The following is a 22777-nucleotide window of genomic DNA, read 5'->3' as shown; positions in this document are numbered from 1 at the left end:
GCGACTGGCGCTACAATCGACCGCAGTTACAATTCTCATCTCAGAAGAGTATTGCTCATGAAAAACATTAATCCGACGCAGACTTCTGCCTGGCAGGCATTACAGAAACACTACGATGAAATGAAGGACGTGACGATCGCGGATCTGTTCGCGAAAGACGCCGATCGTTTCAGCAAATTCTCCGCCACGTTCAACGACTTGATGCTGGTGGACTTCTCCAAAAACCGCATCACCGAAGAGACGCTGGCGAAACTTCAGGATCTGGCGAAAGAGACCGATCTGGCCGGTGCCATCAAATCCATGTTCTCCGGCGAGAAAATCAACCGCACCGAAGACCGCGCCGTGCTGCACGTCGCGCTGCGTAACCGTAGCAACACGCCGATTATCGTTGACGGCAAAGACGTGATGCCGGAAGTCAACGCGGTGCTGGAGAAGATGAAAACCTTCTCTGAAGCGATTATCTCCGGTGAGTGGAAAGGCTATACTGGCAAGCCCATTACTGACGTGGTGAACATCGGTATCGGCGGCTCCGACCTCGGTCCGTTCATGGTGACTGAGGCGCTCCGCCCGTACAAAAATCATCTGAATATGCACTTTGTTTCTAACGTCGATGGGACTCACATCGCTGAAGTGCTGAAAAAAGTGAATCCTGAAAGCACCCTGTTCCTGGTGGCCTCTAAAACCTTCACCACCCAGGAAACCATGACCAACGCCCACAGCGCGCGCGACTGGTTCCTGAAAACCGCAGGCGATGAAAAACACGTGGCGAAACACTTTGCCGCGCTCTCCACTAACGCGAAAGCCGTCGGTGAGTTCGGCATTGATACCGCCAATATGTTCGAGTTCTGGGACTGGGTCGGTGGCCGTTACTCCCTGTGGTCGGCGATTGGTCTGTCGATCATTCTCTCTGTGGGCTACGACAACTTCGTTGAGCTGCTGTCCGGCGCGCACGCGATGGACAAACATTTCTCCACCACCGCTCCGGAGCAGAACCTGCCGGTACTGCTGGCGCTGATCGGCATCTGGTACAACAATTTCTTCGGCGCGGAAACCGAAGCTATCCTGCCGTATGACCAGTATATGCACCGTTTTGCCGCCTACTTCCAGCAGGGCAACATGGAATCCAACGGTAAATACGTTGACCGTAATGGCAATGCCGTCGATTACCAGACCGGCCCGATCATCTGGGGTGAGCCTGGCACCAACGGTCAGCACGCGTTCTACCAGCTGATCCACCAGGGCACCAAAATGGTTCCGTGCGACTTTATCGCCCCGGCCATCACCCACAACCCGCTGTCCGACCATCATCCGAAACTGCTGTCTAACTTCTTCGCCCAGACCGAAGCGCTGGCGTTTGGTAAATCCCGCGAGGTTGTAGAGCAGGAGTACGCCGACCAGGGTAAAGATCCGCAGACGCTGGAGCATGTGGTACCGTTCAAGGTGTTCGAAGGTAATCGCCCGACTAACTCCATCCTGCTGCGCGAAATCACCCCGTTTAGCCTCGGTGCGCTGATTGCGCTCTACGAGCACAAAATCTTTACGCAGGGTGTGATCCTGAACATTTTCACCTTCGACCAGTGGGGCGTAGAGCTGGGTAAACAGCTGGCTAACCGCATTCTGCCGGAGCTGAAAGAAGATAAGGCCGTCGACAGCCACGACAGTTCGACCAATGGCTTAATTAACCGTTATAAAGCCTGGCGCGGTTAATAAATACCATCAAAAAATACCGGCAAATTGCCGGTATTTTTTTATCGGATAATTCTTCTTGCAGGCTCCTTCCCCGCTTCCTTATTTGTGAGCATAATCTGAAAAGTATTTATGTATCCGCCATCACACTCTGTTCTTTTAGGATTATCCGTATATTTGTTGTTTTTAATCTCTTTGATTTATAATGATTTTATATTTAAAAAATATTATTTTCTCTGATTTCACTTAAATCTAACCCCTATTTCTTCACGATAACTCCTCAATTCGGGTTGTGTATACTCGAATCCGCCTGGATATTTCAGGCACCTCCATTCATTCAATGAAGGGAAATTGATATGCGTAAAATCCTGTATGGCATTCTTGCCATAACCGCCTGCGCGGCAGCGACCGCGTATGCAGCACCGGTTCAGGTCGGTGAGGCCGCAGGTTCGGCGGCGACGTCTGTCTCTGTGGGGAGTTCCACCACAAGCAGCGTCAGCCCCGTAAGCTCGGCCGTGGGTGTCGCTCTGGCGGCAACGGGTGGTGGTGATGGTTCCAATACCGGGACTACAACCACCACGACCACCAGTACCCGCTAACACCGGGTACATTAACCATAACCACACTTCGGTGTGGTTATTTTGCCCCTCCGGAGAGAAGAGTCGTGAAGCGACCAGCGCTCATTATGATTTGCCTGCTACTCCAGGCCTGTTCATCGACCACAAAAGGGTTGGGAGACTCGTTGTGGAACAGCCTGTTTGGTACACCTGGGGTCCACCTCACGGACGATGATATTCAAAACATGCCTTATGCCAGCCAGTATGTGCAGCTCAACAATGGCCCGCAGCTGTTTGTGGTGCTCGCTTTCGCCGAAAACGGGCAGCAGAAATGGGTGACGCAGGATCAGGCCACGCTGGTGACCCAGCACGGGCGTATTGTTAAAACCCTGCTTGGCGGCGATAACCTGCTGGAAATGAACAATCTGGCCGCCGACCCGCTGGCGAAGCCGAATCAGATCGTTGACGGGGCCAGCTGGACCCGAACGATGGGCTGGACTGAATACCAACAGGTACGCTACGCCACCGCTCGTTCCGTCTTTCACTGGCAGGGTACCGACAGCGTTGTGGTTGGCGGTGAAAGTACGTCTGTACGCGTTCTCGATGAAGAGGTGGAAACCGATCAGGCCCGCTGGCACAACCAATATTGGGTAGACAGCGAAGGGCAAATTCGTCAGTCGGTACAGTACCTTGGCGCGGATTTTTTCCCGGTTAAAACCACATTAATCAAGGCGGCGAAACCATGAAAAAACATGTGATTGCGTCGCTGATGATGAGCCTTGTGTCCTCCCTGGCGATGGCGGCAGGTACGGTACAGGTTTACTCCCCGCCGGGTGCGCAACCGAAAACGCTGAGTGGCGCGGAACGTCTTATCGATCTTGTCGGACAACCGCAACTGGCGAATAGCTGGTGGCCGGGCGCGGTGATCGGCGAGCGTCAGGCCACCGCCGTAGCACAACAGCAGCATCAGGCGTTACTGGCGCGTCTGGCGACAGTGGCGAGTGAAGAGAGCGGTGATGACAAGGCCGCTATTGACGCGCTGCGCCAGCAGTTGATGGCAGTAAAAGTAACCGGCAGACAGCGGATTAACCTCGACCCGGATACCGTGCGCGTCAACAACAGCGGTAATCCGCGGCTGGAAGGCGAGTACAGCCTGTGGGCGGGGCCGCGTCCCACGTCGGTAACACTTTTTGGGCTGGTCAGCCAGCCGGGGAAAAAACCGTTTACGCCTGGCCGTGATGTGGCCAGCTACCTGGACGGCATCAACGTGCTGAGCGGCGCTGACCGCAGCTACGCATGGGTTATCTATCCTGACGGGCGTACGCAAAAAGTGCCGGTGGCGTACTGGAATCATCGTCACGTAGAGCCGATGCCGGGCAGCACAATATTTGTCGGCTTTGACGATTCGTTATGGAGTCAGACGCCGGATGAACTCAATGCGGATATTGTTCGCTCCCTGACGCAGCGGGTACCTGAATAATGAAAAAAACCTGGCTATATAGTTTGCTGGCGTTGAGCGTCAGCGCGGCCTGTCACGCAGAAACGTATCCGGCCCCCATTGGCCCCTCGCAATCCGACTTTGGCGGCGTAGGGCTGTTACAGACGCCGACCGCGCGTATGGCGCGGGAAGGGGAGCTGAGCCTTAACTACCGTGATAACGATCAGTATCGCTACTACTCCGCCTCAGTACAGCTGTTCCCGTGGCTGGAAACCACGCTGCGTTATACCGACGTGCGTACAAAGCCCTACAGCACCGTTGAGTCCTTCTCCGGCGATCAGACCTATAAAGACAAAGCCTTCGACGTCAAACTGCGCCTGTGGGAAGAGAGCTACTGGCTACCGCAGGTCTCCGCTGGCGCGCGTGATATCGGCGGGACCGGGCTGTTCGACGCGGAATATCTGGTTGCCAATAAAGCCTGGGGACCGTTCGACTTCTCGCTGGGGCTGGGCTGGGGCTACCTCGGCACCAGCGGCAACGTCAGCAACCCGTTCTGCTCGGTGAGCGACAAATACTGCCATCGCGACAACAGCTACAAACAGGCAGGATCGATGGATACCGGCGAAATGTTTCGCGGTCCGGCCTCCCTGTTCGGTGGGGTAGAGTACCAGACGCCGTGGCAACCGCTGCGCCTGAAGCTGGAATACGAAGGCAATAACTATCAGCAGGATTATGCTGGTCGGCTGGATCAGAAAAGTAAGTTTAACGTCGGGGCCATCTACCGCGCGACCGACTGGGCCGACGTTAACGTCAGCTACGAGCGCGGCAATACGTTGATGTTCGGCGTTACGTTGCGCACCAACTTCAACGACTTGCGTCCGAAGTATAACGACAACGCCCGTCCGCAATATCAGCCGGAGCCGCAGGACGCCATCCTGCAACATTCGGTGGTAGCGAATCAGCTTACACTACTGAAATACAACGCCGGTCTGACCGATCCGCAAATTCAGGTGAAAGGCGATACGCTGTACGTCACCGGCGAGCAGGTGAAGTATCGCGACTCGCAGGAAGGCATTGAGCGCGCTAACCGGATCATTATGAACGATCTGCCGGACGGCATTCGTACCATCCGGGTGACTGAAAATCGCCTGAATATGCCGCAGGTGACAACGCAAACCGATGTCGCCAGCCTGAAGCGTCATCTGGAAGGCGAGCCGCTGGGGCAGGAAACGCCGCTGGCGCAACAGCGCGTCACGCCGATTGTGCCGGAGAATACCGAGCAGGGCTGGTACTTCGACAAATCGCGCTTTGATTTCCACCTCGACCCGGTACTTAACCAGTCCTTTGGCGGCCCGGAAAGCTTTTACATGTATCAGCTCGGGGTAATGGGCACCGCCGATCTGTGGCTCACCGATCATCTGTTAACCACCGGTAGCGTGTTTGCCAGCGTGGCGAATAACTACGACAAGTTTAACTACACCAATCCGCCGAGCGACTCAAAGCTGCCGCGCGTGCGTACTCACGTTCGCGAATACGTTGAGAATGACGTGTATGTGAATAACCTACAGGCCAACTACTTCCAGTACCTGGGTAATAATTTCTATGGTCAGGTATACGGCGGCTACCTTGAAACTATGTACGGCGGCGCGGGGGGCGAGGTGCTGTATCGTCCGGTAGACAGCAACTGGGCGGTCGGTCTGGATGCCAACTACGTTAAGCAGCGTGACTGGCGCAGCGCGCAGGATATGATGAAATTCACCGATTACAGCGTTAAAACCGGCCATCTGACCGCCTACTGGACGCCACCGTTTGCCCAGGACGTGCTGGTCAAAGCGAGCGTCGGGCAGTATCTTGCCGGCGATAAAGGCGGCACGCTGGACATCGCCAAACGCTTCGACAGCGGCGTGGTAGTCGGCGGTTACGCCACCATCACCAACGTTTCAGCGGATGAGTACGGGGAAGGGGATTTCACCAAAGGCGTGTATGTTTCGGTGCCGCTGGATCTGTTCTCATCCGGCCCAACCCGCAGCCGTGCAGCGATTGGCTGGACGCCGCTGACGCGTGATGGTGGACAGATGCTGGGACGTAAGTTTGATCTGTACGGCATGACCAGCGACAAGAGCGTGAATTTCCGCTGAGTCTGTTGCGGATAATCTGGCCGCGGTGTTGCAATGCCCGGTGGCGGCTTCGCCTTACCGGGCCTACGTGAAGGTACTACCCTAATCGTAGGCCCAATAAGCACAGCGCCACCGGGCAGCAAGGTACACAGCCAGCGTCAGAGCATTTCCCCCATCGTAGGCGCGGTAAGCGTAGCGCCACCGGGCAGGTTCACCCACTGCAATAACGTCGTTCTCCCGCCACGCCTTTACGTTGCCTGAACAAAACCAGGATAAAAAATGTAGATCTGGATCACACTTTTGCGCTATACCTGAGCCTGGTATTTTTAGCAAAAGGTGCTGCTATGTCATCGCTACCCCGCCCGGCCGTGGAGTTTATCTCCACCATTCTCCAGACCGTCCTTAATCTGGGGCTGTTAAGCCTCGGCCTGATTCTGGTTGTCTTCCTCGGCAAAGAGACGGTGCATCTGGCGGAAGTGCTCTTTGCGCCGGAGCAAACCAGCAAGTATGAGCTGGTCGAGGGGCTGGTGGTTTACTTCCTTTACTTCGAATTTATCGCGTTGATCGTCAAGTATTTCCAGTCCGGCTTTCACTTCCCGCTGCGCTATTTCGTCTATATTGGCATCACGGCGATTGTCCGGCTGATCATCGTCGATCATACCTCGCCCCTTGATGTGCTGGTCTACTCCGGTGCGATCCTGCTGCTGGTGATCACGCTGTGGCTGTGCAATACCAAACGGTTAAAACGCGAATAAAAAAAGGGCGCTCCGAAGAGCGCCAACAAAGGTCACAAGTAAAGATCATTGAAAAGTTGAGGGTTTTGCAGTGGCTTCGAACGATGAAACTTAACCTTTCACACCGCCTGCCGTCAGGCCGTTGACCAGCCAGCGCTGAGCCAGCAGGAACACGGCGGTAATCGGGATGGCGGAGAGTACCGCCGCAGCGGCGAAGTCACCCCACAGATAGTTTTGCGGGTTGAGATACTGCTGCATTCCGACCGCCAGCGTATAGCTGTTCACATCACGCAGCAGCAGCGAGGCCACCGGCACTTCGGTGATGGCGGCGATAAACGACAGAATAAACACCACCGCCAGAATCGGCACCGACAGCGGCAGCAGTACCAGACGGAACGCCTGCCACGGCGTTGCGCCATCCAGCGACGCCGCTTCTTCCAGCGAGCTATCGATGGTTTCAAAGTAACCCTTAATCGTCCATACATGCAGCGCGATACCGCCAAGATAGGCGAAGATCACCCCGCCATGCGTGTTCAGGCCGATAAACGGAATGTACTGCCCCAGACGGTCAAACAATGCGTACAGGGCCACCAGCGACAGTACCGCCGGGAACATCTGGAAAATCAGCATCCCTTTCAGCAGCGTTGCTTTACCTGGAAAACGCATACGGGCAAATGCATAGGCGCAGGTGGTGGACAGCGCCACGATGCCAATTGCCGTAATACCCGCGATTTTTATCGAGTTCCACAGCCATAACAGCACCGGGAAGGGCGGCGGCGTCACGCGGCCATCCGCATGTTCCACGCTGAAGCCGAGCGCCAGCCGCCAGTGCTCCCAGGAAATGCTCTCCGGGATCAGACTGCCGGTAGCGAAGTTACCTTCACGCAGCGAGATGGCGATGACCATCAGCAGCGGAAACATAATTGCCGCGATAAATACCAGCAGCAGCAAGTGCGTCACGAATAAACGTAATTTTTGCGATTTGGGTTGGACCATGGCCATTATCGTTATCTCCCTTAATCAAACTTCATGCGCGTGGCTTTCAGATTCACAATCGCCAGTGCCCCGACCAGCAGGAAGATCAGCGTGGCGATAGCGGCCGCCAGGCCGAAGTCCTGACCACCGCCGCCTTCAAAGGCGATGCGGTAGGTATAGCTCACCAGCAAATCGGTATAACCGGCTGGCGTCGTGGTGCCGAGGCGATCCGGCCCGCCGTTGGTCAACAGTTGGATCAGCACGAAGTTGTTAAAGTTAAACGCGAAGCTGGCGATCATCAGCGGCGTCAGCGGTTTGATCAGCAGCGGCAGCGTGATTTTAAAGAAGTTCTGGAATGGTCCCGCGCCGTCCATTGCCGACGCTTCGTATAAATCGTCCGGAATGGCTTTCAGCAGGCCCATGCACAGGATCATCATGTAGGGATAACCCAGCCAGGTATTGACGATGACGATCATCGCGCGGGCGGTAGTTGGATCGCTGAACCAGGCCGGTTTGATGCCGAATAGCGCGCTGAGCATCATGTTGATTTCGCCAAAGCTCTGGTTAAACAGCCCCTTAAATATCAGAATCGAGATAAACGACGGTACCGCGTAGGGCAGGATCAGCAGCAGGCGGTAGACCGCTTTTCCTTTCAGCGACTCCCATTGTACCAGGCAGGCCAGCACCATGCCCACCGCGACGGTGAGCAGCACAGTCAGTACCGAGAAGACCACCGTCCAGACGAAAATCGCGAAGAACGGTTTCTGAATGCCTTCGTCGGTAAAGACGCGCATAAAGTTATCCCAGCCGATAGTCACGGTATAGCCGGGGCTTAATTTCTCATCGCCCCAGTTACCGTCGGCGTTAAGCGCCTGATAGTAGCCGATATCGTTATTAGGACGGTATTTAACGCCGCTCTGATTGTTAGTCAGCGTCCCGTCGCTGGCCTCGGTATACAGGGGCCGCGTGCCGGAGAACTGGCGCAGCGAACTCATAATCACATTCGTTTCATCAGGCAGCACGGCGGTAAGCTGGGTCAGCGCCTGGCGATTCTGGGTAATCACGCGCAAATTAGCCCGATCAACCGTTGGCAGGGCCGCCACTTCCTTCAGGGCGATTTTCTGCTCGCCGCCAAAAGTGAAGGCGTCGGAGAGATAATTTTTTCCGGTTTCGCCGTCGGTCAGCGCAAGTTGCCATTTGGTCTCCGCCGGATACAGTCCGAAGTTGTAGGTTTTACCCGCCTGATAAGAGCGGTCCATCAGCACCTGCTGCGCGCGCTCCTGGGTCAACTGGTTGGTGCTGCTGTAGTTGGTAAAGGCGATGGCGATAGTGCAGACCAGCGGGAACAGGACAAACAGCCCCATCCCGGCCATGCCAGGATAAACATAGCGCCACGCGTACGTTTTACGATTAGCGAAAATATACAGGCCAGCCGCGCTTAAAATCAGCGTCATGATGGCGAACAGGTACTCCCCCTGGGCGTACATTAAAACAACAAGGTATCCCACCAGCAGCGCCAGCAATCCAATCACTGACCATTTCAGCGTCTCGCTTTGCCACCAGTGTTTCTTTTTAACGACATCCATGGGGATCGTCCTCTACAACAATAATTCGTCCTGGCAGAAATGCCTTATCAGGCCCACAACGTCTGTAGACCTGATAAGGACACAACAGCCTTACTTCGTAATACGACCCTGAGCATCTTTCAGCGCGGCATCCACCGTCTGACGACCGCTGGCCGCATTGATCACCGCCGTGCGAACCGCGTACCAGAAGGCCGCCATCTGCGGAACGTTCGGCATGATTTCGCCTTTCTGGGCGTTATCCATGGTGGCGGCAATGCGCGGATCTTTCGCTAACTGATCCTGGAAAGATTTCAGCGCCACGGCACCCAGCGGCTTGTCCTTGTTCACTTCATCCAGACCCTGATCGGTCAGCAGGTAGTTTTCCAGGAACTCTTTCGCCAGCTCTTTGTTCGGGCTGGCGGCATTGATGCCCGCGCTCAGCACGCCAACGAACGGTTTAGACGGCTTGCCTTTGAAGGTCGGCAGCAGCGCGACGCCGTAGTTCACTTTGCTCTTATCAATGTTGGACCACGCCCACGGACCGTTAATGGTCATTGCCGTTTCGCCTTTATTAAAGGCGGCTTCAGCGATGGAGTAATCGGTATCGGCGTTCATGTGTTTGTTTTTAATCAGATCGACCAGGAAGTTCAGGCCCGCTTTCGCGCCCGCGCTGTCCACGCCGACGTCTTTCACGTCATATTTGCCGTCAGCAAATTTGAACGCATAGCCGCCGTCAGCAGCGATAAGCGGCCAGGTGAAGTACGGTTCCTGGAGGTTAAACATCAGCGCGCTCTTACCTTTCGCTTTAAGCGTCTTATCCAGCGCCGGGATCTCTTCCCAGGTTTTCGGCGGATTGGGTACGAGGTCTTTGTTATAAATCAGCGACAGCGCTTCTACCGCAATCGGGTAAGCGATCAGCTTGCCGTTATAGCGCACGGCGTCCCAGGTGAAAGGATAGAGTTTGTCCTGGAACGCTTTGTCTGGCGTAACCTCTGCCAGCAGACCGGACTGAGCGTAGCCCCCGAAACGGTCGTGCGCCCAGAAGATGATGTCCGGGCCATCGCCAGTCGCGGCAACCTGCGGATATTTCTCTTCCAGTTTATCCGGGTGTTCAACGGTCACTTTAATGCCGGTATCTTTTTCAAACTTCTTACCCACTTCAGCAAGGCCGTTATAGCCTTTATCGCCGTTGATCCAGATAACCAGTTTACCTTCTTCGATTTTGGCGAAAGCTGAGGCGGAAAGCATCATCGTCGTCAGTGCCGACAGTGCGAAGATGCGTGCGCCAGTTTTGATATTCATATATCCCGTCCTTATGGTCGTTACTCGTGGATACGCTCAGGTGGCTTGACGATGCTCAGTCTCCGGGTTTGACAAGCCCTTTCCATCCTCCCTGGCTCTACGCCCCACCGCTTCGTTCTGTGATCTCTGTTGCATAAATTTGAGTTATGAGTATCAGCGCACATAAAAACGCGCCGATTTTTGTTGGCCGCATCACGAAAATAGCCGCAGGGCCGCACGCCCGGTCTCAGAAGCACTCTCCTCATCCTCCCAACTCCTCCCCCATAAAAAAGAGAGGGGGTGGAGGATTTGCTGCGTAAATGTTTGGCCCATAGTCAGCCCATCTTGAATGTTTCTGTTGATGACAGGTTGTAACGAAGGGAGAGGGCATGGCGAGCGTACAGCTACGGAATGTAACGAAAGCCTGGGGCGACGTGGTGGTATCAAAAGATATCAACCTCGAGATCCATGAAGGTGAATTCGTGGTCTTTGTCGGACCGTCAGGCTGTGGGAAATCAACGCTGCTGCGCATGATTGCCGGGCTGGAAACCATCACCAGCGGTGATTTGTTCATTGGTGAAACCCGCATGAATGATGTCCCGCCGGCCGAACGCGGCGTGGGTATGGTGTTTCAGTCCTATGCGCTCTATCCCCATCTCTCCGTTGCCGAAAATATGTCGTTTGGCCTCAAGTTGGCGGGTGCCAAAAAAGAGGTGATGAAGCAGAGCGTTAATCAGGTAGCGGAAGTGCTCCAGCTTGCGCATTTGCTGGAACGTAAGCCGAAAGCGCTTTCTGGCGGGCAGCGTCAGCGCGTGGCAATTGGCCGCACGCTGGTGGCGGAACCGCGCGTGTTCCTGCTCGATGAACCGCTCTCGAACCTTGACGCTGCGTTGCGCGTGCAGATGCGTATTGAAATTTCCCGCCTGCATAAGCGTCTGGGCCGCACGATGATTTACGTCACCCACGATCAGGTCGAAGCGATGACGCTGGCCGACAAAATTGTGGTGCTGGACGCCGGTCGCGTGGCGCAGGTGGGCAAGCCGCTGGAACTGTACCACTACCCGGCAGATCGTTTCGTCGCGGGTTTTATTGGCTCGCCGAAAATGAACTTCCTGCCGGTGAAAGTTACGGCGACCGCTATCGATCAGGTGCAGGTTGAACTGCCTAACCGTCAGCATGTCTGGCTACCGGTCGATAGCGCCAACGTTCAGGTGGGCGCAAATATGTCGCTCGGTATTCGCCCTGAGCATCTGCTGCCCAGCGACATCGCCGATGTCACCCTGGAAGGCGTGGTTCAGGTCGTCGAACAGTTAGGACACGAAACACAGATCCATATTCAAATCCCCGCCATCCGTCAGAACCTGGTGTACCGCCAGAATGACGTGGTGTTGGTAGAAGAGGGTGCCACATTCGCTATCGGCCTGCCGCCAGAGCGCTGCCATCTGTTCCGTGAGGATGGCACTGCATGTCGTCGGTTGCATCAAGAGCCGGGCGTTTAAGCATTCCCATTAAATACGCAAAGTCTGTAAAGAACGATGCGTAATAAAAGAAAAGCAATGATCTCAGGAGATAGAATAATGACTACTCTGCGCAAACTTCCACTGGCGATCGCCATTACCGCGGGCATTCTCTCTGCCCACGCTGGTGCCGTCGATTTTAAAGGTTATGCTCGTTCCGGCATCGGCTGGACCGGCAGCGGCGGCGAACAACAGTGTTTCCAGGCAACCGGTGCACAAAGTAAATACCGTCTTGGTAACGAATGTGAAACCTATGCCGAAATTAAGCTGGGTCAGGAAGTGTGGAAAGAGGGCGATAAGAGCTTCTACTTCGACACCAACGTAGCCTACTCCGTCGCACAACAGAATGACTGGGAAGCTACCGATCCGGCCTTCCGCGAAGCCAACGTGCAGGGTAAAAACCTGATCGACGCGCTGCCAGGTTCTACTATCTGGGCCGGTAAGCGTTTCTATCAGCGTCATGACGTTCACATGATCGACTTCTACTACTGGGATATTTCAGGTCCTGGTGCCGGTATTGAAAACATCGATCTGAACGGTATCGGTAAACTCTCTTTTGCCGCCACGCGTTCGCAGGAAGCAGGTGGTTCCACCTCCTTCAGCAGCAATCATATTTATGACGCCACCAAAGATACCGCCAACGACGTGTATGACGTGCGTTTGGCCGGTCTGGAAACCAACCCGGACGGCATGCTGGAATTTGGTGTGGATTATGGCCGTGCTAACACCACTGATGATTATCAACTGGCCGACGGCGCATCAAAAGATGGCTGGATGTTCACCGCTGAACATACCCAGAGCATGATGAAAGGCTTCAACAAATTTGTTCTGCAATATGCCACTGATGCGATGACCGCGCAGGGCAAAGGTATTCCGCAAGGCTCCTGGACCGATGATGACATCGCAACTGACCGTAACGTCAACAACGACGGTTCTCTGTGGCGTGTAATTGACCACGGTGCGATTACCCTTGCTGACAAATGGGACCTGATGTACGTCGGTATGTACCAGAAAGTCGATCGTGATGACGACCGTGGTACCGACTGGTACACCGTGGGCGTGCGTCCGATGTACAAATGGACACCGATCATGAGCACCCTGCTGGAAGTCGGTTACGACAACGTGAAATCGCAGGAAACCGGCGATCGTAACAGCCAGTACAAAATCACCCTCGCGCAACAATGGCAGGCTGGCGACAGCATCTGGTCTCGCCCGGCACTGCGTGTATTCGCGACCTATGCGAAGTGGGATGAAAACTGGGGTTATGCCAAAAACAGCAGCGGCGACATCGGTCGCTCAGCGATCAGCGACTCCACCGGTAACGGCCAGTTCTCCAACAGCCGCGGCGACGACGATGAGTTCAGCTTCGGCGCACAGATGGAAATCTGGTGGTAATACCGCATTAATCTGACATAAAGAGGGGCGCAAGCCCCTCAACGTCTTAAGGGTTGGCGCGCTATTGCCTGGCCACCGCTACACCCGGGTACTTTGAGGTGATAACAATGAAAATGAACAAAAGTCTCGTTGCACTCTGCCTGACGGCGGGGTTACTGGCAGCGGCTCCGGCAGTCAGCCTGGCTGAGGTCAACTACGTACCGCAAAACACCGCTGCCGCACCGGCTATTCCTGCCGCCGCCCTGCAGCAGCTCACATGGACACCCGTCGATCAGTCAAAACAGCAAACTTCGACCATCGCTTCCGTTGGGCAACGTCTTGACGTTGCGGGCATTACTGGCCCGGTTGTTGCCTATAGCGTGCCGGCGAATATTGGTGAACTGACCTTAACGCTGACCAGTGAAGTGAACAAACAAAGCAGCGTCTACGCGCCGAACGTGCTGATCCTCGATCAGAACCTGACGCCGTCAGCGTTTTTCCCCAGCAGCTATTTTACCTATCAGGAACCGGGTGTGATGAGTGCCGACCGCCTTGAAGGGGTGATGCGCCTGACGCCTGCGCTGGGACAACAGAAAATCTACGTGCTGGTCTTTACCACTGAAAAAGATCTCCAGCAAACCACCACGCTGCTGGATCCGGCAAAAGCCTACGCCAAAGGTATCGGCAACGCGGTACCGGATATTCCCGATCCTGTCGCTCGTCATACCACCGATGGCATCGTGAAATTGAAAGTGAAAACCAATAACAGCTCCAGCGTGCTGGTCGGCCCGCTGTTTGGTTCATCAAATCAGGGGTCGGTGACCGTCGGTAATACGGCAGCGCCTGCCTATAGCGCAACGGCCGCTGCGCCAGTTGCCGCGCCAGCCGCGAAAAGTGAGCCGGTTCTGAATGATACCGAAGCTTACTTTAATCAGGCCATTAAACAGGCTGTTGATAAAGGCGATGTCGATAAGGCGTTGAAACTACTTAACGAAGCAGAGCGTCTGGGGTCTACTTCAGCGCGTTCCACCTTTATCAGCAGTGTAAAAGGCAAGGGGTGATTGTTGCCCCACAATGCTGATGTTTAGGCTTAGCCTTTCGGTGCGTCCTTCGGGGCGCACTTTTTTTGCTGGCATCACCGTGTTACATATCTGTTGCGCTTTTGCATCTAACCCGCCCCCCATCACACTTTTCTGCGTTACAATGCTTTCAGGCTATGTACCGGAGAAACAGGCATGTCACATCCTGCGCTAACGCAATTGCGTGCGCTGCGCTATCTTGATCTTATCCCTCCGCTAAAATCCGCACTGCGAGAGTGGTTATTGCTGGAAGACTCGATGACCAAACGGTTTGAACAGCAGGGGAAAACGGTCAGCATCATCTTACTCCGCGAAGGGTTTGTTGGCCGGGAAGAGATTGCCGAAGAACAGGCACTGTTGCCGGATGAACCGCGCTACTGGCTACGGGAAATTATTCTTTGTGCAGACGACATTCCCTGGCTGGTGGGGCGCACCGTTGTGCCGGAGTCAACGTTAAACGGTCCTGAACTGGCGCTGCAAAAACTGGGTAAAACGCCGCTGGGCCGTTATCTTTTTACTTCATCAACCCTGACACGTGATTTTATCGAAGTCGGGATGAGCGACGATCTGTGGGGACGGCGTTCGCGGCTGCGGCTTAACGGTAAGCCCTTATTACTCACCGAATTATTTTTACCGGCATCACCGATTTACCAGAAGGAAGAGAGAAATGGAGTGGAGTCTGACGCAGAATAAGCTGTTGGCATATCACCGCCTGATGCGTACCGACAAACCTATTGGCGCGCTGCTGTTATTGTGGCCGACGCTATGGGCGCTATGGGTGGCGACGCCGGGCCTGCCACCGCTGTGGATCCTGGCCGTTTTTGTCGCTGGCGTCTGGCTGATGCGCGCGGCAGGCTGTGTGATTAATGATTATGCCGATCGTAAAATCGACGGCCATGTGAAGCGCACCGCCAACCGACCGTTGCCCAGCGGGGCCGTCAGTGGCAAAGAGGCGCGAATATTGTTTGCGGTGCTGGTGTTGTGCTCCTTTCTTTTGGTCCTGACCCTGAACCGGATGACCATCCTGCTTTCGGTTGCTGCGTTGCTGCTGGCGTGGGTGTATCCGTTTATGAAACGCTATACGCATTTGCCGCAGGTGGTACTGGGGGCGGCCTTCGGCTGGTCGATCCCGATGGCGTTTGCCGCCGTCAGTGAAACGCTGCCGCTGAGCTGCTGGCTGATGTTCCTGTGCAATATTCTCTGGGCGGTGGCCTACGATACGCAGTATGCGATGGTCGATCGCGATGATGACCTGAAGATCGGCGTGAAGTCGACGGCGATCCTGTTCGGGCAATACGATCGGCTGATTATTGGACTCTTACAGGTGGCAGTGCTGGCGCTGATGATCGCTATTGGCTGGCTGAATGGGCTGGGCAGCGCATTCTACGCGGCGGTGTTCGTAGCGGGCGTGCTGTTTGTGTATCAGCAGAAGCTGATTGTGCATCGTGAACGTGATGCCTGCTTTAAGGCGTTTATGAATAATAACTACGTCGGGCTGGCGCTGTTTGTCGGGCTGGCGGTGAGTTACTGGTCGTTCGCATAAGCCTTATTCGCGTAAACCTGCCGGGTGGCGGCTTCGCCTTACCTGGCCTACGAAAGCTGAAATTTCAACGGGTTATGACGTGTGGTTTGGATTCGCCGGGTGACGGTATCACCAACACCCGGCGTTTTTATCACTCGCCCTGCGCCGCGCTCTCAATCGTCAGGCGCACATCCGAGGTAATCAACTCTGCCAGCATCTGATAAACCTTCATGGTTTCTGCCGGTTCCGCATCTCCGGTATCGCTGATATAGCCCTCATCACGCAGCGTCAGCACCAGAGAGCTGAAGACCGCTTTATCGAAGAACTCCGGTGCGTTGATGCCGTGCAGCACGGACAAACGCTGTGCCACGGTGCGACTCTCTTTCTCCAGCGTGCCACGGTTGATCGACGGATTAGCGCTGAGCAGCCAGAAGGTAATCGCATAGCGCTGTAGCGTTTCACGCGCGCCTGCCGCCAGCAGTTGCAGCGTCCGGGCGCGGGCCGGATTGATACGGAATTCCGTTTCCTCGGGGGTAATCAGCCCCTGACGCGCCATCTCTGCCGTCAACGCGTCAATCACCCCTGCCACTTCGCGGGTATCCCAGCGCAGGAACAGTTCGGCTTTCAGCATCGGGTAAAGTAATTCCACATGGCGCAGCAGGGCGTCACGCGAAATCTGCCGGTGCTGAGTCACAATGGCGGCAATCAGCGATGGCAGCATCAGCATATGCGTGATGTTATTGCGATAGTAAGTCATCAGAACCGCCTGCTCGCGCGGCAGAACGATGATATCGCCGATGGTGTCTTTCTCGACCTGGAACTTATTCATCTGCAACGCATGCTCGATAAGTTCGTTAGCGGTGGCGACAGGCGCGGTAGAATCCGGCGCATAGGGCACATTACGTAACAGGTCGAGATAGCAATCCAGTTGCTGCGTCAGTTGCTCACGGGTCAGGGAGCGCTGACGGGAAGCCAGCAGCGCGGTACAGCACAGGTTCATGGCGTTAGCCGCCCCTGCATTGTTAATGCGCACCATCAGATCGGCGGCGATGCGGTTAACGGTCGGCGTTAGCCAGGCCGGGCGCACCGCTTCAATTGGATCGATGGATTCTCGCCACTCAGGCACATGGTGATTAAGGTAGGTCATCAGCGGCATTGGTTCGCCGAAGTTGACGTAGCCCTGACCGAGATTACGCAGCTTGCTCAAACCACGCATCATTTGCAGCAGGTTTTCTTTCTCTTTCGTCGCGCCACGCAGCTCTTTGGCGTAAGTGCCCACTTCCATCACATGCTCATAGCCGATATAAATCGGCACCAGAGTGATGGGGCGCGTCCCGCCACGTAGCATCGCCTGGATGGTCATCGACAGGGTGCCGGTTTTTGGATCCAGCAGACGGCCAGTACGTGAGCGACCACCCTCGACAAAATACTCAACGGAATAGCCACGGCTAAACAGCTCACCGAGATATTCGCGGAACACCGTCGAATAGAGCTTGTTACCCTTAAAGGTTCGGCGAATAAAGAACGCGCCCAGGCGGCGGAAAATCGGCCCGGCAGGCCAGAAGTTCAGGTTAATGCCCGCGGCAATATGCGGCGGCACCAGCCCCTGATGATAGAGCACGTAGGAGAGCAGCATATAGTCCATATGGCTGCGGTGGCAGGGCACGTAGACAATCTCATGACCATCATGCGCCAGTTGCCGCACGCGCTCGGCGTTATGCACGTTAATCCCTTGATACAGACGGTTCCACGTGAAGCCCAGAATACGGTCGGTCAGGCGGATCATTTCATAAGAGAAGTTAGCGGCAATCTCTTCCATCAGCGCAATCGCATTCTGCTGCGCTTTTTCATGAGAGATTTTTTTGCTGCGTGCTTCGTCTTCTACCGCGCGGGCAATCGCTTTGGACGCCAGAAGCTTATTAAACAGATCCTGACGGGCAGGCAGACGCGGTCCCACGGCAGCCAGACGCTGACGGGCAAAGTGCATACGCGCAACGCGTGCCAGCTTTTGCGCAATGATTTTATCCGTTCCGTGCTCGTCTGCCATACGCCGCAGAGAGACCGAAGGGGAGAAGCGGACAAAACTGTCGCGCCCCAGCCAGGACACGGCGAAAAACTTTTGTATGCCATTGAGCATGCGCAGCGGCGGATTAACCTCGCCCTTCTCACGCCCCGGTGAACGGCCAAACATCACCGACACCGGCACCATCTGCACGTCCAGACCCGGATTGCTGCGATGCAGATCCAGATAGTCATGGAAGAGTTTGATAGACTCTTCTTTCGGCGTGTAGTAGGTAAACACACGCGGTCCGCCGTGAATAAAGACGTAGCGCGGCAGCAGGGTGCCGTCGACCTCCAGCGGCTCCAGGGGATCGGGGAGATCGTGTGCCAGGCACTGCGTGCGCAGCGTCAGCAAATCCGCTTTTGAGTTATAAGGCAATACGTACATAATCGGGCGGGAGGTATCCAGACCCAATTCCTGCGCGGGTTCCGCCGGAATAGACTTGCTCTTTACCAGCACGCTTAATGGTAAATTCAGTAATTTGTAGTAAATTCGTGGCCAGCCGGACATAAACGATGTGAAGCCTCTGGTTAATCATGCAAATGCGCTGCAAGGATATCAGAAAGTGAACCGATTTTCTGAGCTTACGCAGGACGCGCGCTATATCATTGACGCTAATAATGTAAAAAGGTTCTTTTAATGGCCAATAATACCACCGGATTGACCCGGATTATCAACGCAGCGGGTTATTCCTGGAAAGGATTTCGTGCGGCATGGATTAACGAAGCCGCTTTTCGGCAGGAAGGCGTGGCCGCCATTGTGGCGATCATTATCGCCTGCTGGCTGGATGTGGACCCCATCACGCGTGTCTTGCTGATAGGTTCGGTGCTGCTGGTAATGATCGTGGAAATTTTAAACAGCGCAATTGAAGCCGTCGTGGACCGCATCGGCACGGAACGGCACGAACTGTCGGGCCGCGCCAAGGACATGGGATCGGCGGCGGTGCTGCTGGCGATTATCGTCGCGCTTATCACCTGGGTGACCTTATTGTGGTCGCATTTCCGCTGAAGGTCGCAAAAGTAGAAAAGTCTCTTATTTTTCGTGCCATTGGTGGTTCCAAAATCGCCGTTAACTGTATATACTCACAGCATAACTGTATATACACCCAGGGGGCGGAATGAAAGCGTTAACGGCCAGGCAGCAAGAGGTGTTCGATCTCATTCGGGATCACATCAGCCAGACAGGCATGCCACCGACGCGTGCGGAAATTGCGCAACGTTTGGGGTTCCGTTCCCCAAACGCGGCTGAAGAACATCTTAAAGCGCTGGCGCGGAAAGGGGTGATTGAGATTGTCACCGGCGCATCACGTGGTATTCGTCTGCTGATTCAGGAAGAAGAAGGTATTCCGCTTATCGGTCGCGTGGCTGCCGGTGAGCCGCTGCTGGCGCAGCAGCATATTGAAAGCCACTATCAGGTTGACCCGTCACTGTTTAAACCCAACGCCGATTTTCTGCTGCGCGTTAGCGGGATGTCGATGAAAGACATTGGTATTATGGACGGCGATTTGCTGGCAGTGCACAAAACGCAGGACGTGCGTAACGGTCAGGTTGTTGTCGCGCGTATTGACGAAGAAGTGACCGTTAAGCGCCTGAAAAAACAGGGCAACGTCGTTGAACTGCTGCCTGAAAATAATGAATTTTCACCGATTGTGGTTGACCTGCGTAAGCAAAACTTCTCTATTGAAGGACTGGCTGTGGGCGTGATCCGCAACGGCGAGTGGCTGTAATCTCGTCCTGATTTCTGCGGTACTGTGGGTGCCGCAGGATTTCCTCTTCATTTTCTGAAACCTTCCCGGCCTTATGATGCTTCACAGGGTTAAATATTCTTAATTCCCCGCAGGGTACAGGATCCTCATCTACACTTATTCTTACGTTCAGCAGAAAACATAGCTTATCTGGACGACAGAATTCGAATGATTTGTACCCCAACAATGAGGACATAATTATGAATAAAGACGAAGTCGGCGGTAACTGGAAACAGTTCAAAGGTAAAGCGAAAGAACAATGGGGCAAACTGACCGATGATGATATGACTGTCATCGAAGGTAAACGTGACCAGCTGGTTGGTAAAATCCAGGAACGTTACGGTTACCAGAAAGATCAGGCGGAAACCGAAGTAAAAGACTGGGAAACCCGTCACGATTACCGCTGGTAGTAGCGCACTCAGCTAACCCCTGAGAAGTCCTACCCGAAGGTACATGGAGGTACCACCCCACAAAGAGCCGTGCTGAAACTAGCGCGGCTTTTTCTTGCTTTGAATACTGTGGTCGTGATGACATTCGCCGGGATGACGACAGGCTTCAACCTCAGCACAATCTGCACACAGACCGTGTGCTTCGATCACATTATGACGTAAAGCAAATCCCATCCGCGCTGCCAGCGCATGCATGATATCTTCCACGCCATCGGCACCTTCCTCTTTCACGACGCCGCAGCGGTCGCAGATGAACATCGCCGAAGTGTGGTTGTGATCGAAGAGATGACACAACACGTAGCTATTGGTCGATTCCACCTTATGCACAAAACCCTGCTCAAGCAGAAACTCCAGCGCACGATATACCGTCGGCGGTTTGGCCTGTGGTTCTTTGTCGCGCAGCAGGTCAAGCAGATCGTAGGCGCTAATTGCCCCCTGTTGCAGGCTCATTAACCGCAACACTTCAAGGCGCTGCGGGGTCAGGCGCACATTGCGTTGCACGCACAGCTTTTCAGCTTGCGCTAACATCTCCTGCGAAGTGGTCTTGTCCATAGCGTCCTCGGGTGGGGTGGGCAGAAGCCTATTTTATCATGTTCTGCTGAAAGTCAGAAATGAAGGCTGTTTACATGGCAGTCTCACTCAAAAGACTGGTCATAACAGATTAGTACGGACTGCACGCTTTCATGTTACTCATGAGCAAGCAGTAAATTAACGGCATACATATATGTACTCAGTACACTAAAATATTTGATGTGTGTACGGCGTACATGTAAAATAGCGTTAAAGTTACAATAGCGCAGGAACAGGGATGTTTACTTTTATTGAGCTTCATGGGTTCAGTAAGCGGCGGCAAGCTTTTTTACCAGATGATGAGTTCCGTGTGTTTCAGGAGCTGTTGATTGAAGATCCTGAAACCGGAGATGTTATTGCCGGGACGGGCGGTTTCCGCAAAATCCGCTGGAGTCGCCCCGGAATGGGTAAACGCGGCGGTGTACGGGTAATTTATTATACTGTGACGCGTAAAGGGCGGATTTATCTGGCCCTGATATACCCCAAAAATGAGCAAGATGATTTATCAGAAGATCAAAAAAGAGCGCTGAAGCAATTATCCGACATGCTCGTATAAGGCTGAGGTTCTGTAACTTCTCATAGGGCAATAGGGCCGATGATGCATCAACGGGGAGATGAGGTACAGATGAAAGACGAATTATTTGCCGATCTGCTAGCGAGTGCAGAAGAGATGGTAAGAATTGAAAAAGGTGAGCAAACGCCAGCACCGGAACACGTTCATACGTTTAGTGCCATTGATGTCAAAGCGATACGTGAGGCGACGGGTTTAAAGCAGCAGGATTTTGCGATGGCGGTTGGCGTGAGTTACGATCTGGTAAAAAGCTGGGAAACCAGGCGGCGTCAGCCAACGGGGGCACCGAGAAAGCTTCTGCTTTTACTGGAAATGAATCCTTTTATTATTAATCAGCTTAAAACGATTTAATTCTACGTTGAGCCTGCGCGTGTAATGCGGCCAGCGTTATACCTTTTCTCTATGTTATAGTAGACGGCTCGACCTGTAACACAGAGAGGTTTCTCTCTGCTCAGGGTTATCTCATTCTGCCAATGACGTCAAAAATGCACCTGAATCCAAATCCTGGCATCGCCAACGCTTCTTTCCCCGCCCACCGTTTCTCCATCGCGCCGATGCTCGACTGGACGGACAGGCACTGCCGTTATTTCCTGCGTCTGCTTTCCCGCCATACGCTGCTGTACACGGAAATGGTCACGACAGGCGCGATTATTCACGGTAAAGGTGATTATCTGGCCTATAGCGAAGAAGAACACCCGGTCGCGCTCCAGCTTGGCGGCAGCGATCCGGCGGCGCTTGCGCAGTGCGCGAAACTGGCAGAGGCGCGTGGCTATGATGAAATCAACCTCAACGTGGGTTGTCCTTCAGACCGCGTGCAAAACGGTATGTTTGGTGCCTGCCTGATGGGCAACGCCGCGCTGGTCGCGGATTGTATTAAGGCGATGCGCGATGTGGTTTCCATTCCGGTGACGGTGAAAACGCGTATTGGCATCGACGATCAGGATAGCTATGAGTTCCTGTGCCAGTTTATTGATACCGTTTCCGGCAAGGGCGAATGCGAGATGTTTATCATTCACGCGCGCAAAGCCTGGCTTTCCGGGCTGAGTCCGAAAGAAAACCGCGAAATCCCGCCGCTGGATTATCCGCGCGTTTACCAGCTGAAGCGCGATTTTCCGCACTTAACCATGGCGATCAACGGCGGTATTAAATCGCTGGAAGAAGCCAACGCGCACCTTCAGCATATGGATGGGGTGATGGTCGGGCGTGAGGCGTACCAGAACCCGGGGATTCTGGCATCGGTGGATCGGGAAATCTTTAACGCCACCGGCGCAGATGCCGATCCGGTGGCGATAGTCCGCGCCATGTACCCGTACATTGAACGCGAACTCAGCCAGGGAACGTACCTCGGGCATATCTCACGGCATATGCTGGGGCTATTTCAGGGGATCCCCGGCGCGCGCCAGTGGCGTCGTTACCTGAGTGAAAATGCGCACAAGGCAGGAGCCGATATTGACGTGCTCGAGCAGGCACTGAAGCTGGTGGCGGATAAACGCTAATCTTCACTACAATCTGGTCAATTTCACCACGCCTCGCATA

22 protein-coding genes are annotated in these 22777 nt (G+C 54.4%); 17 read left to right on the top strand and 5 right to left on the bottom strand.

Features of this window, described 5'->3' with window-relative positions:
* The first annotated feature begins 57 nt into the window (after positions 1–57).
* From pgi to psiE, 6 genes are all read left to right on the top strand, one after another.
* The gene (gene pgi, locus ACMGGS_RS04410; protein WP_414165189.1) at positions 58–1707 is read left to right on the top strand and encodes a glucose-6-phosphate isomerase; all 1650 of its coding nucleotides are present in this window, start codon (positions 58–60) and stop codon (positions 1705–1707) included.
* Between the two features lie 335 nt (positions 1708–2042).
* Complete coding sequence (gene yjbE / locus ACMGGS_RS04405) at positions 2043–2285, top strand: exopolysaccharide production protein YjbE (RefSeq protein WP_176918704.1); 243 nt, start codon at positions 2043–2045, stop codon at positions 2283–2285.
* A 65-nt stretch (positions 2286–2350) separates the two neighbouring features.
* Positions 2351–2989 (top strand): YjbF family lipoprotein, encoded by a 639-nt coding sequence (locus ACMGGS_RS04400; protein ID WP_414165188.1) that lies wholly within the window; start codon positions 2351–2353, stop codon positions 2987–2989.
* A complete protein-coding gene (locus ACMGGS_RS04395; RefSeq protein WP_414165187.1) occupies positions 2986–3723 on the top strand; it encodes a capsule biosynthesis GfcC D2 domain-containing protein in 738 nt (245 codons plus the stop codon). Before ACMGGS_RS04400 ends, ACMGGS_RS04395 begins: the two co-directional genes overlap by 4 nt.
* Positions 3723–5819 (top strand): YjbH domain-containing protein, encoded by a 2097-nt coding sequence (locus tag ACMGGS_RS04390; RefSeq protein ID WP_414165186.1) that lies wholly within the window; start codon positions 3723–3725, stop codon positions 5817–5819. Before ACMGGS_RS04395 ends, ACMGGS_RS04390 begins: the two co-directional genes overlap by 1 nt.
* 323 nt (positions 5820–6142) lie before the next feature.
* Positions 6143–6553, top strand: coding sequence for a phosphate-starvation-inducible protein PsiE (gene psiE / locus ACMGGS_RS04385; protein ID WP_103677341.1), 411 nt, complete (start codon positions 6143–6145; stop codon positions 6551–6553).
* Positions 6554–6643: 90 nt separating this feature from the next.
* Here the strand turns inward: psiE and malG are convergent, their stop codons facing one another.
* The 3 genes from malG to malE all read right to left on the bottom strand — a co-directional run bounded on the left by malG (position 6644) and on the right by malE (position 10374).
* Positions 6644–7534, bottom strand: coding sequence for a maltose ABC transporter permease MalG (gene malG / locus ACMGGS_RS04380; protein WP_176920910.1), 891 nt, complete (start codon positions 7532–7534; stop codon positions 6644–6646).
* Between the two features lie 14 nt (positions 7535–7548).
* Entirely contained in the window at positions 7549–9093 is a 1545-nt protein-coding gene (malF, locus tag ACMGGS_RS04375) for a maltose ABC transporter permease MalF (RefSeq protein WP_414165185.1), read from the bottom strand.
* A gap of 90 nt (positions 9094–9183) precedes the next feature.
* Complete coding sequence (malE, locus tag ACMGGS_RS04370; RefSeq protein WP_176920908.1) at positions 9184–10374, bottom strand: maltose/maltodextrin ABC transporter substrate-binding protein MalE; 1191 nt, start codon at positions 10372–10374, stop codon at positions 9184–9186.
* 368 nt (positions 10375–10742) lie between these two features.
* Between malE and malK the strand changes: the two genes are divergently transcribed.
* From malK to ubiA, 5 genes are all read left to right on the top strand, one after another.
* Positions 10743–11852, top strand: a complete 1110-nt coding sequence (gene malK / locus ACMGGS_RS04365; RefSeq protein WP_176920907.1) for a maltose/maltodextrin ABC transporter ATP-binding protein MalK — start codon at positions 10743–10745, stop codon at positions 11850–11852.
* A gap of 75 nt (positions 11853–11927) precedes the next feature.
* Positions 11928–13265: a maltoporin gene (locus tag ACMGGS_RS04360; RefSeq protein ID WP_414166194.1), complete on the top strand. Its 1338-nt coding sequence runs from the start codon at positions 11928–11930 to the stop codon at positions 13263–13265.
* Between the two features lie 107 nt (positions 13266–13372).
* Positions 13373–14305, top strand: a complete 933-nt coding sequence (gene malM, locus ACMGGS_RS04355; protein WP_414165184.1) for a maltose operon protein MalM — start codon at positions 13373–13375, stop codon at positions 14303–14305.
* A gap of 174 nt (positions 14306–14479) precedes the next feature.
* A complete protein-coding gene (gene ubiC / locus ACMGGS_RS04350; protein WP_414165183.1) occupies positions 14480–15016 on the top strand; it encodes a chorismate lyase in 537 nt (178 codons plus the stop codon).
* Positions 14991–15866, top strand: a complete 876-nt coding sequence (ubiA, locus tag ACMGGS_RS04345) for a 4-hydroxybenzoate octaprenyltransferase (RefSeq protein ID WP_414165182.1) — start codon at positions 14991–14993, stop codon at positions 15864–15866. Before ubiC ends, ubiA begins: the two co-directional genes overlap by 26 nt.
* A gap of 130 nt (positions 15867–15996) precedes the next feature.
* Here ubiA and plsB read toward each other — a convergent pair whose 3' ends face one another.
* Positions 15997–18417 carry a glycerol-3-phosphate 1-O-acyltransferase PlsB gene (gene plsB / locus ACMGGS_RS04340; protein WP_414165181.1) on the bottom strand — a complete coding sequence of 807 codons (2421 nt, stop codon included), beginning with the start codon at positions 18415–18417 and terminating at the stop codon, positions 15997–15999.
* Between the two features lie 129 nt (positions 18418–18546).
* On the opposite strand from plsB, the gene ACMGGS_RS04335 reads away from it, so the two are divergent.
* The 3 genes from ACMGGS_RS04335 (at position 18547) to ACMGGS_RS04325 (ending at position 20061) form a co-directional block, all read left to right on the top strand.
* Positions 18547–18915 (top strand): diacylglycerol kinase, encoded by a 369-nt coding sequence (locus ACMGGS_RS04335; RefSeq protein ID WP_414165180.1) that lies wholly within the window; start codon positions 18547–18549, stop codon positions 18913–18915.
* A 109-nt stretch (positions 18916–19024) separates the two neighbouring features.
* Positions 19025–19633, top strand: coding sequence for a transcriptional repressor LexA (lexA, locus tag ACMGGS_RS04330; RefSeq protein WP_176920901.1), 609 nt, complete (start codon positions 19025–19027; stop codon positions 19631–19633).
* Positions 19634–19851: 218 nt separating this feature from the next.
* Positions 19852–20061, top strand: coding sequence for a CsbD family protein (locus ACMGGS_RS04325; RefSeq protein ID WP_176920900.1), 210 nt, complete (start codon positions 19852–19854; stop codon positions 20059–20061).
* 78 nt (positions 20062–20139) lie between these two features.
* Here ACMGGS_RS04325 and zur read toward each other — a convergent pair whose 3' ends face one another.
* On the bottom strand, positions 20140–20652 hold the full coding sequence (zur, locus tag ACMGGS_RS04320) for a zinc uptake transcriptional repressor Zur (RefSeq protein WP_414165179.1): 513 nt from the start codon (positions 20650–20652) through the stop codon (positions 20140–20142).
* Between the two features lie 256 nt (positions 20653–20908).
* On the opposite strand from zur, the gene ACMGGS_RS04315 reads away from it, so the two are divergent.
* The 3 genes from ACMGGS_RS04315 (at position 20909) to dusA (ending at position 22737) form a co-directional block, all read left to right on the top strand.
* The gene (locus ACMGGS_RS04315; RefSeq protein ID WP_276159131.1) at positions 20909–21226 is read left to right on the top strand and encodes a type II toxin-antitoxin system RelE/ParE family toxin; all 318 of its coding nucleotides are present in this window, start codon (positions 20909–20911) and stop codon (positions 21224–21226) included.
* A 69-nt stretch (positions 21227–21295) separates the two neighbouring features.
* Positions 21296–21592 carry a NadS family protein gene (nadS, locus tag ACMGGS_RS04310; RefSeq protein WP_414165178.1) on the top strand — a complete coding sequence of 99 codons (297 nt, stop codon included), beginning with the start codon at positions 21296–21298 and terminating at the stop codon, positions 21590–21592.
* A gap of 134 nt (positions 21593–21726) precedes the next feature.
* Positions 21727–22737 carry a tRNA dihydrouridine(20/20a) synthase DusA gene (gene dusA / locus ACMGGS_RS04305; RefSeq protein ID WP_414165177.1) on the top strand — a complete coding sequence of 337 codons (1011 nt, stop codon included), beginning with the start codon at positions 21727–21729 and terminating at the stop codon, positions 22735–22737.
* Positions 22738–22777 lie beyond the last annotated feature (40 nt).

This window comes from Superficieibacter sp. BNK-5 (assembly GCF_047456055.1).
GTDB lineage: Bacteria > Pseudomonadota > Gammaproteobacteria > Enterobacterales > Enterobacteriaceae > Superficieibacter.
Note: the sequence above shows the minus strand (reverse complement) of the source record. Positions and strands in the feature narration are given on the sequence as shown.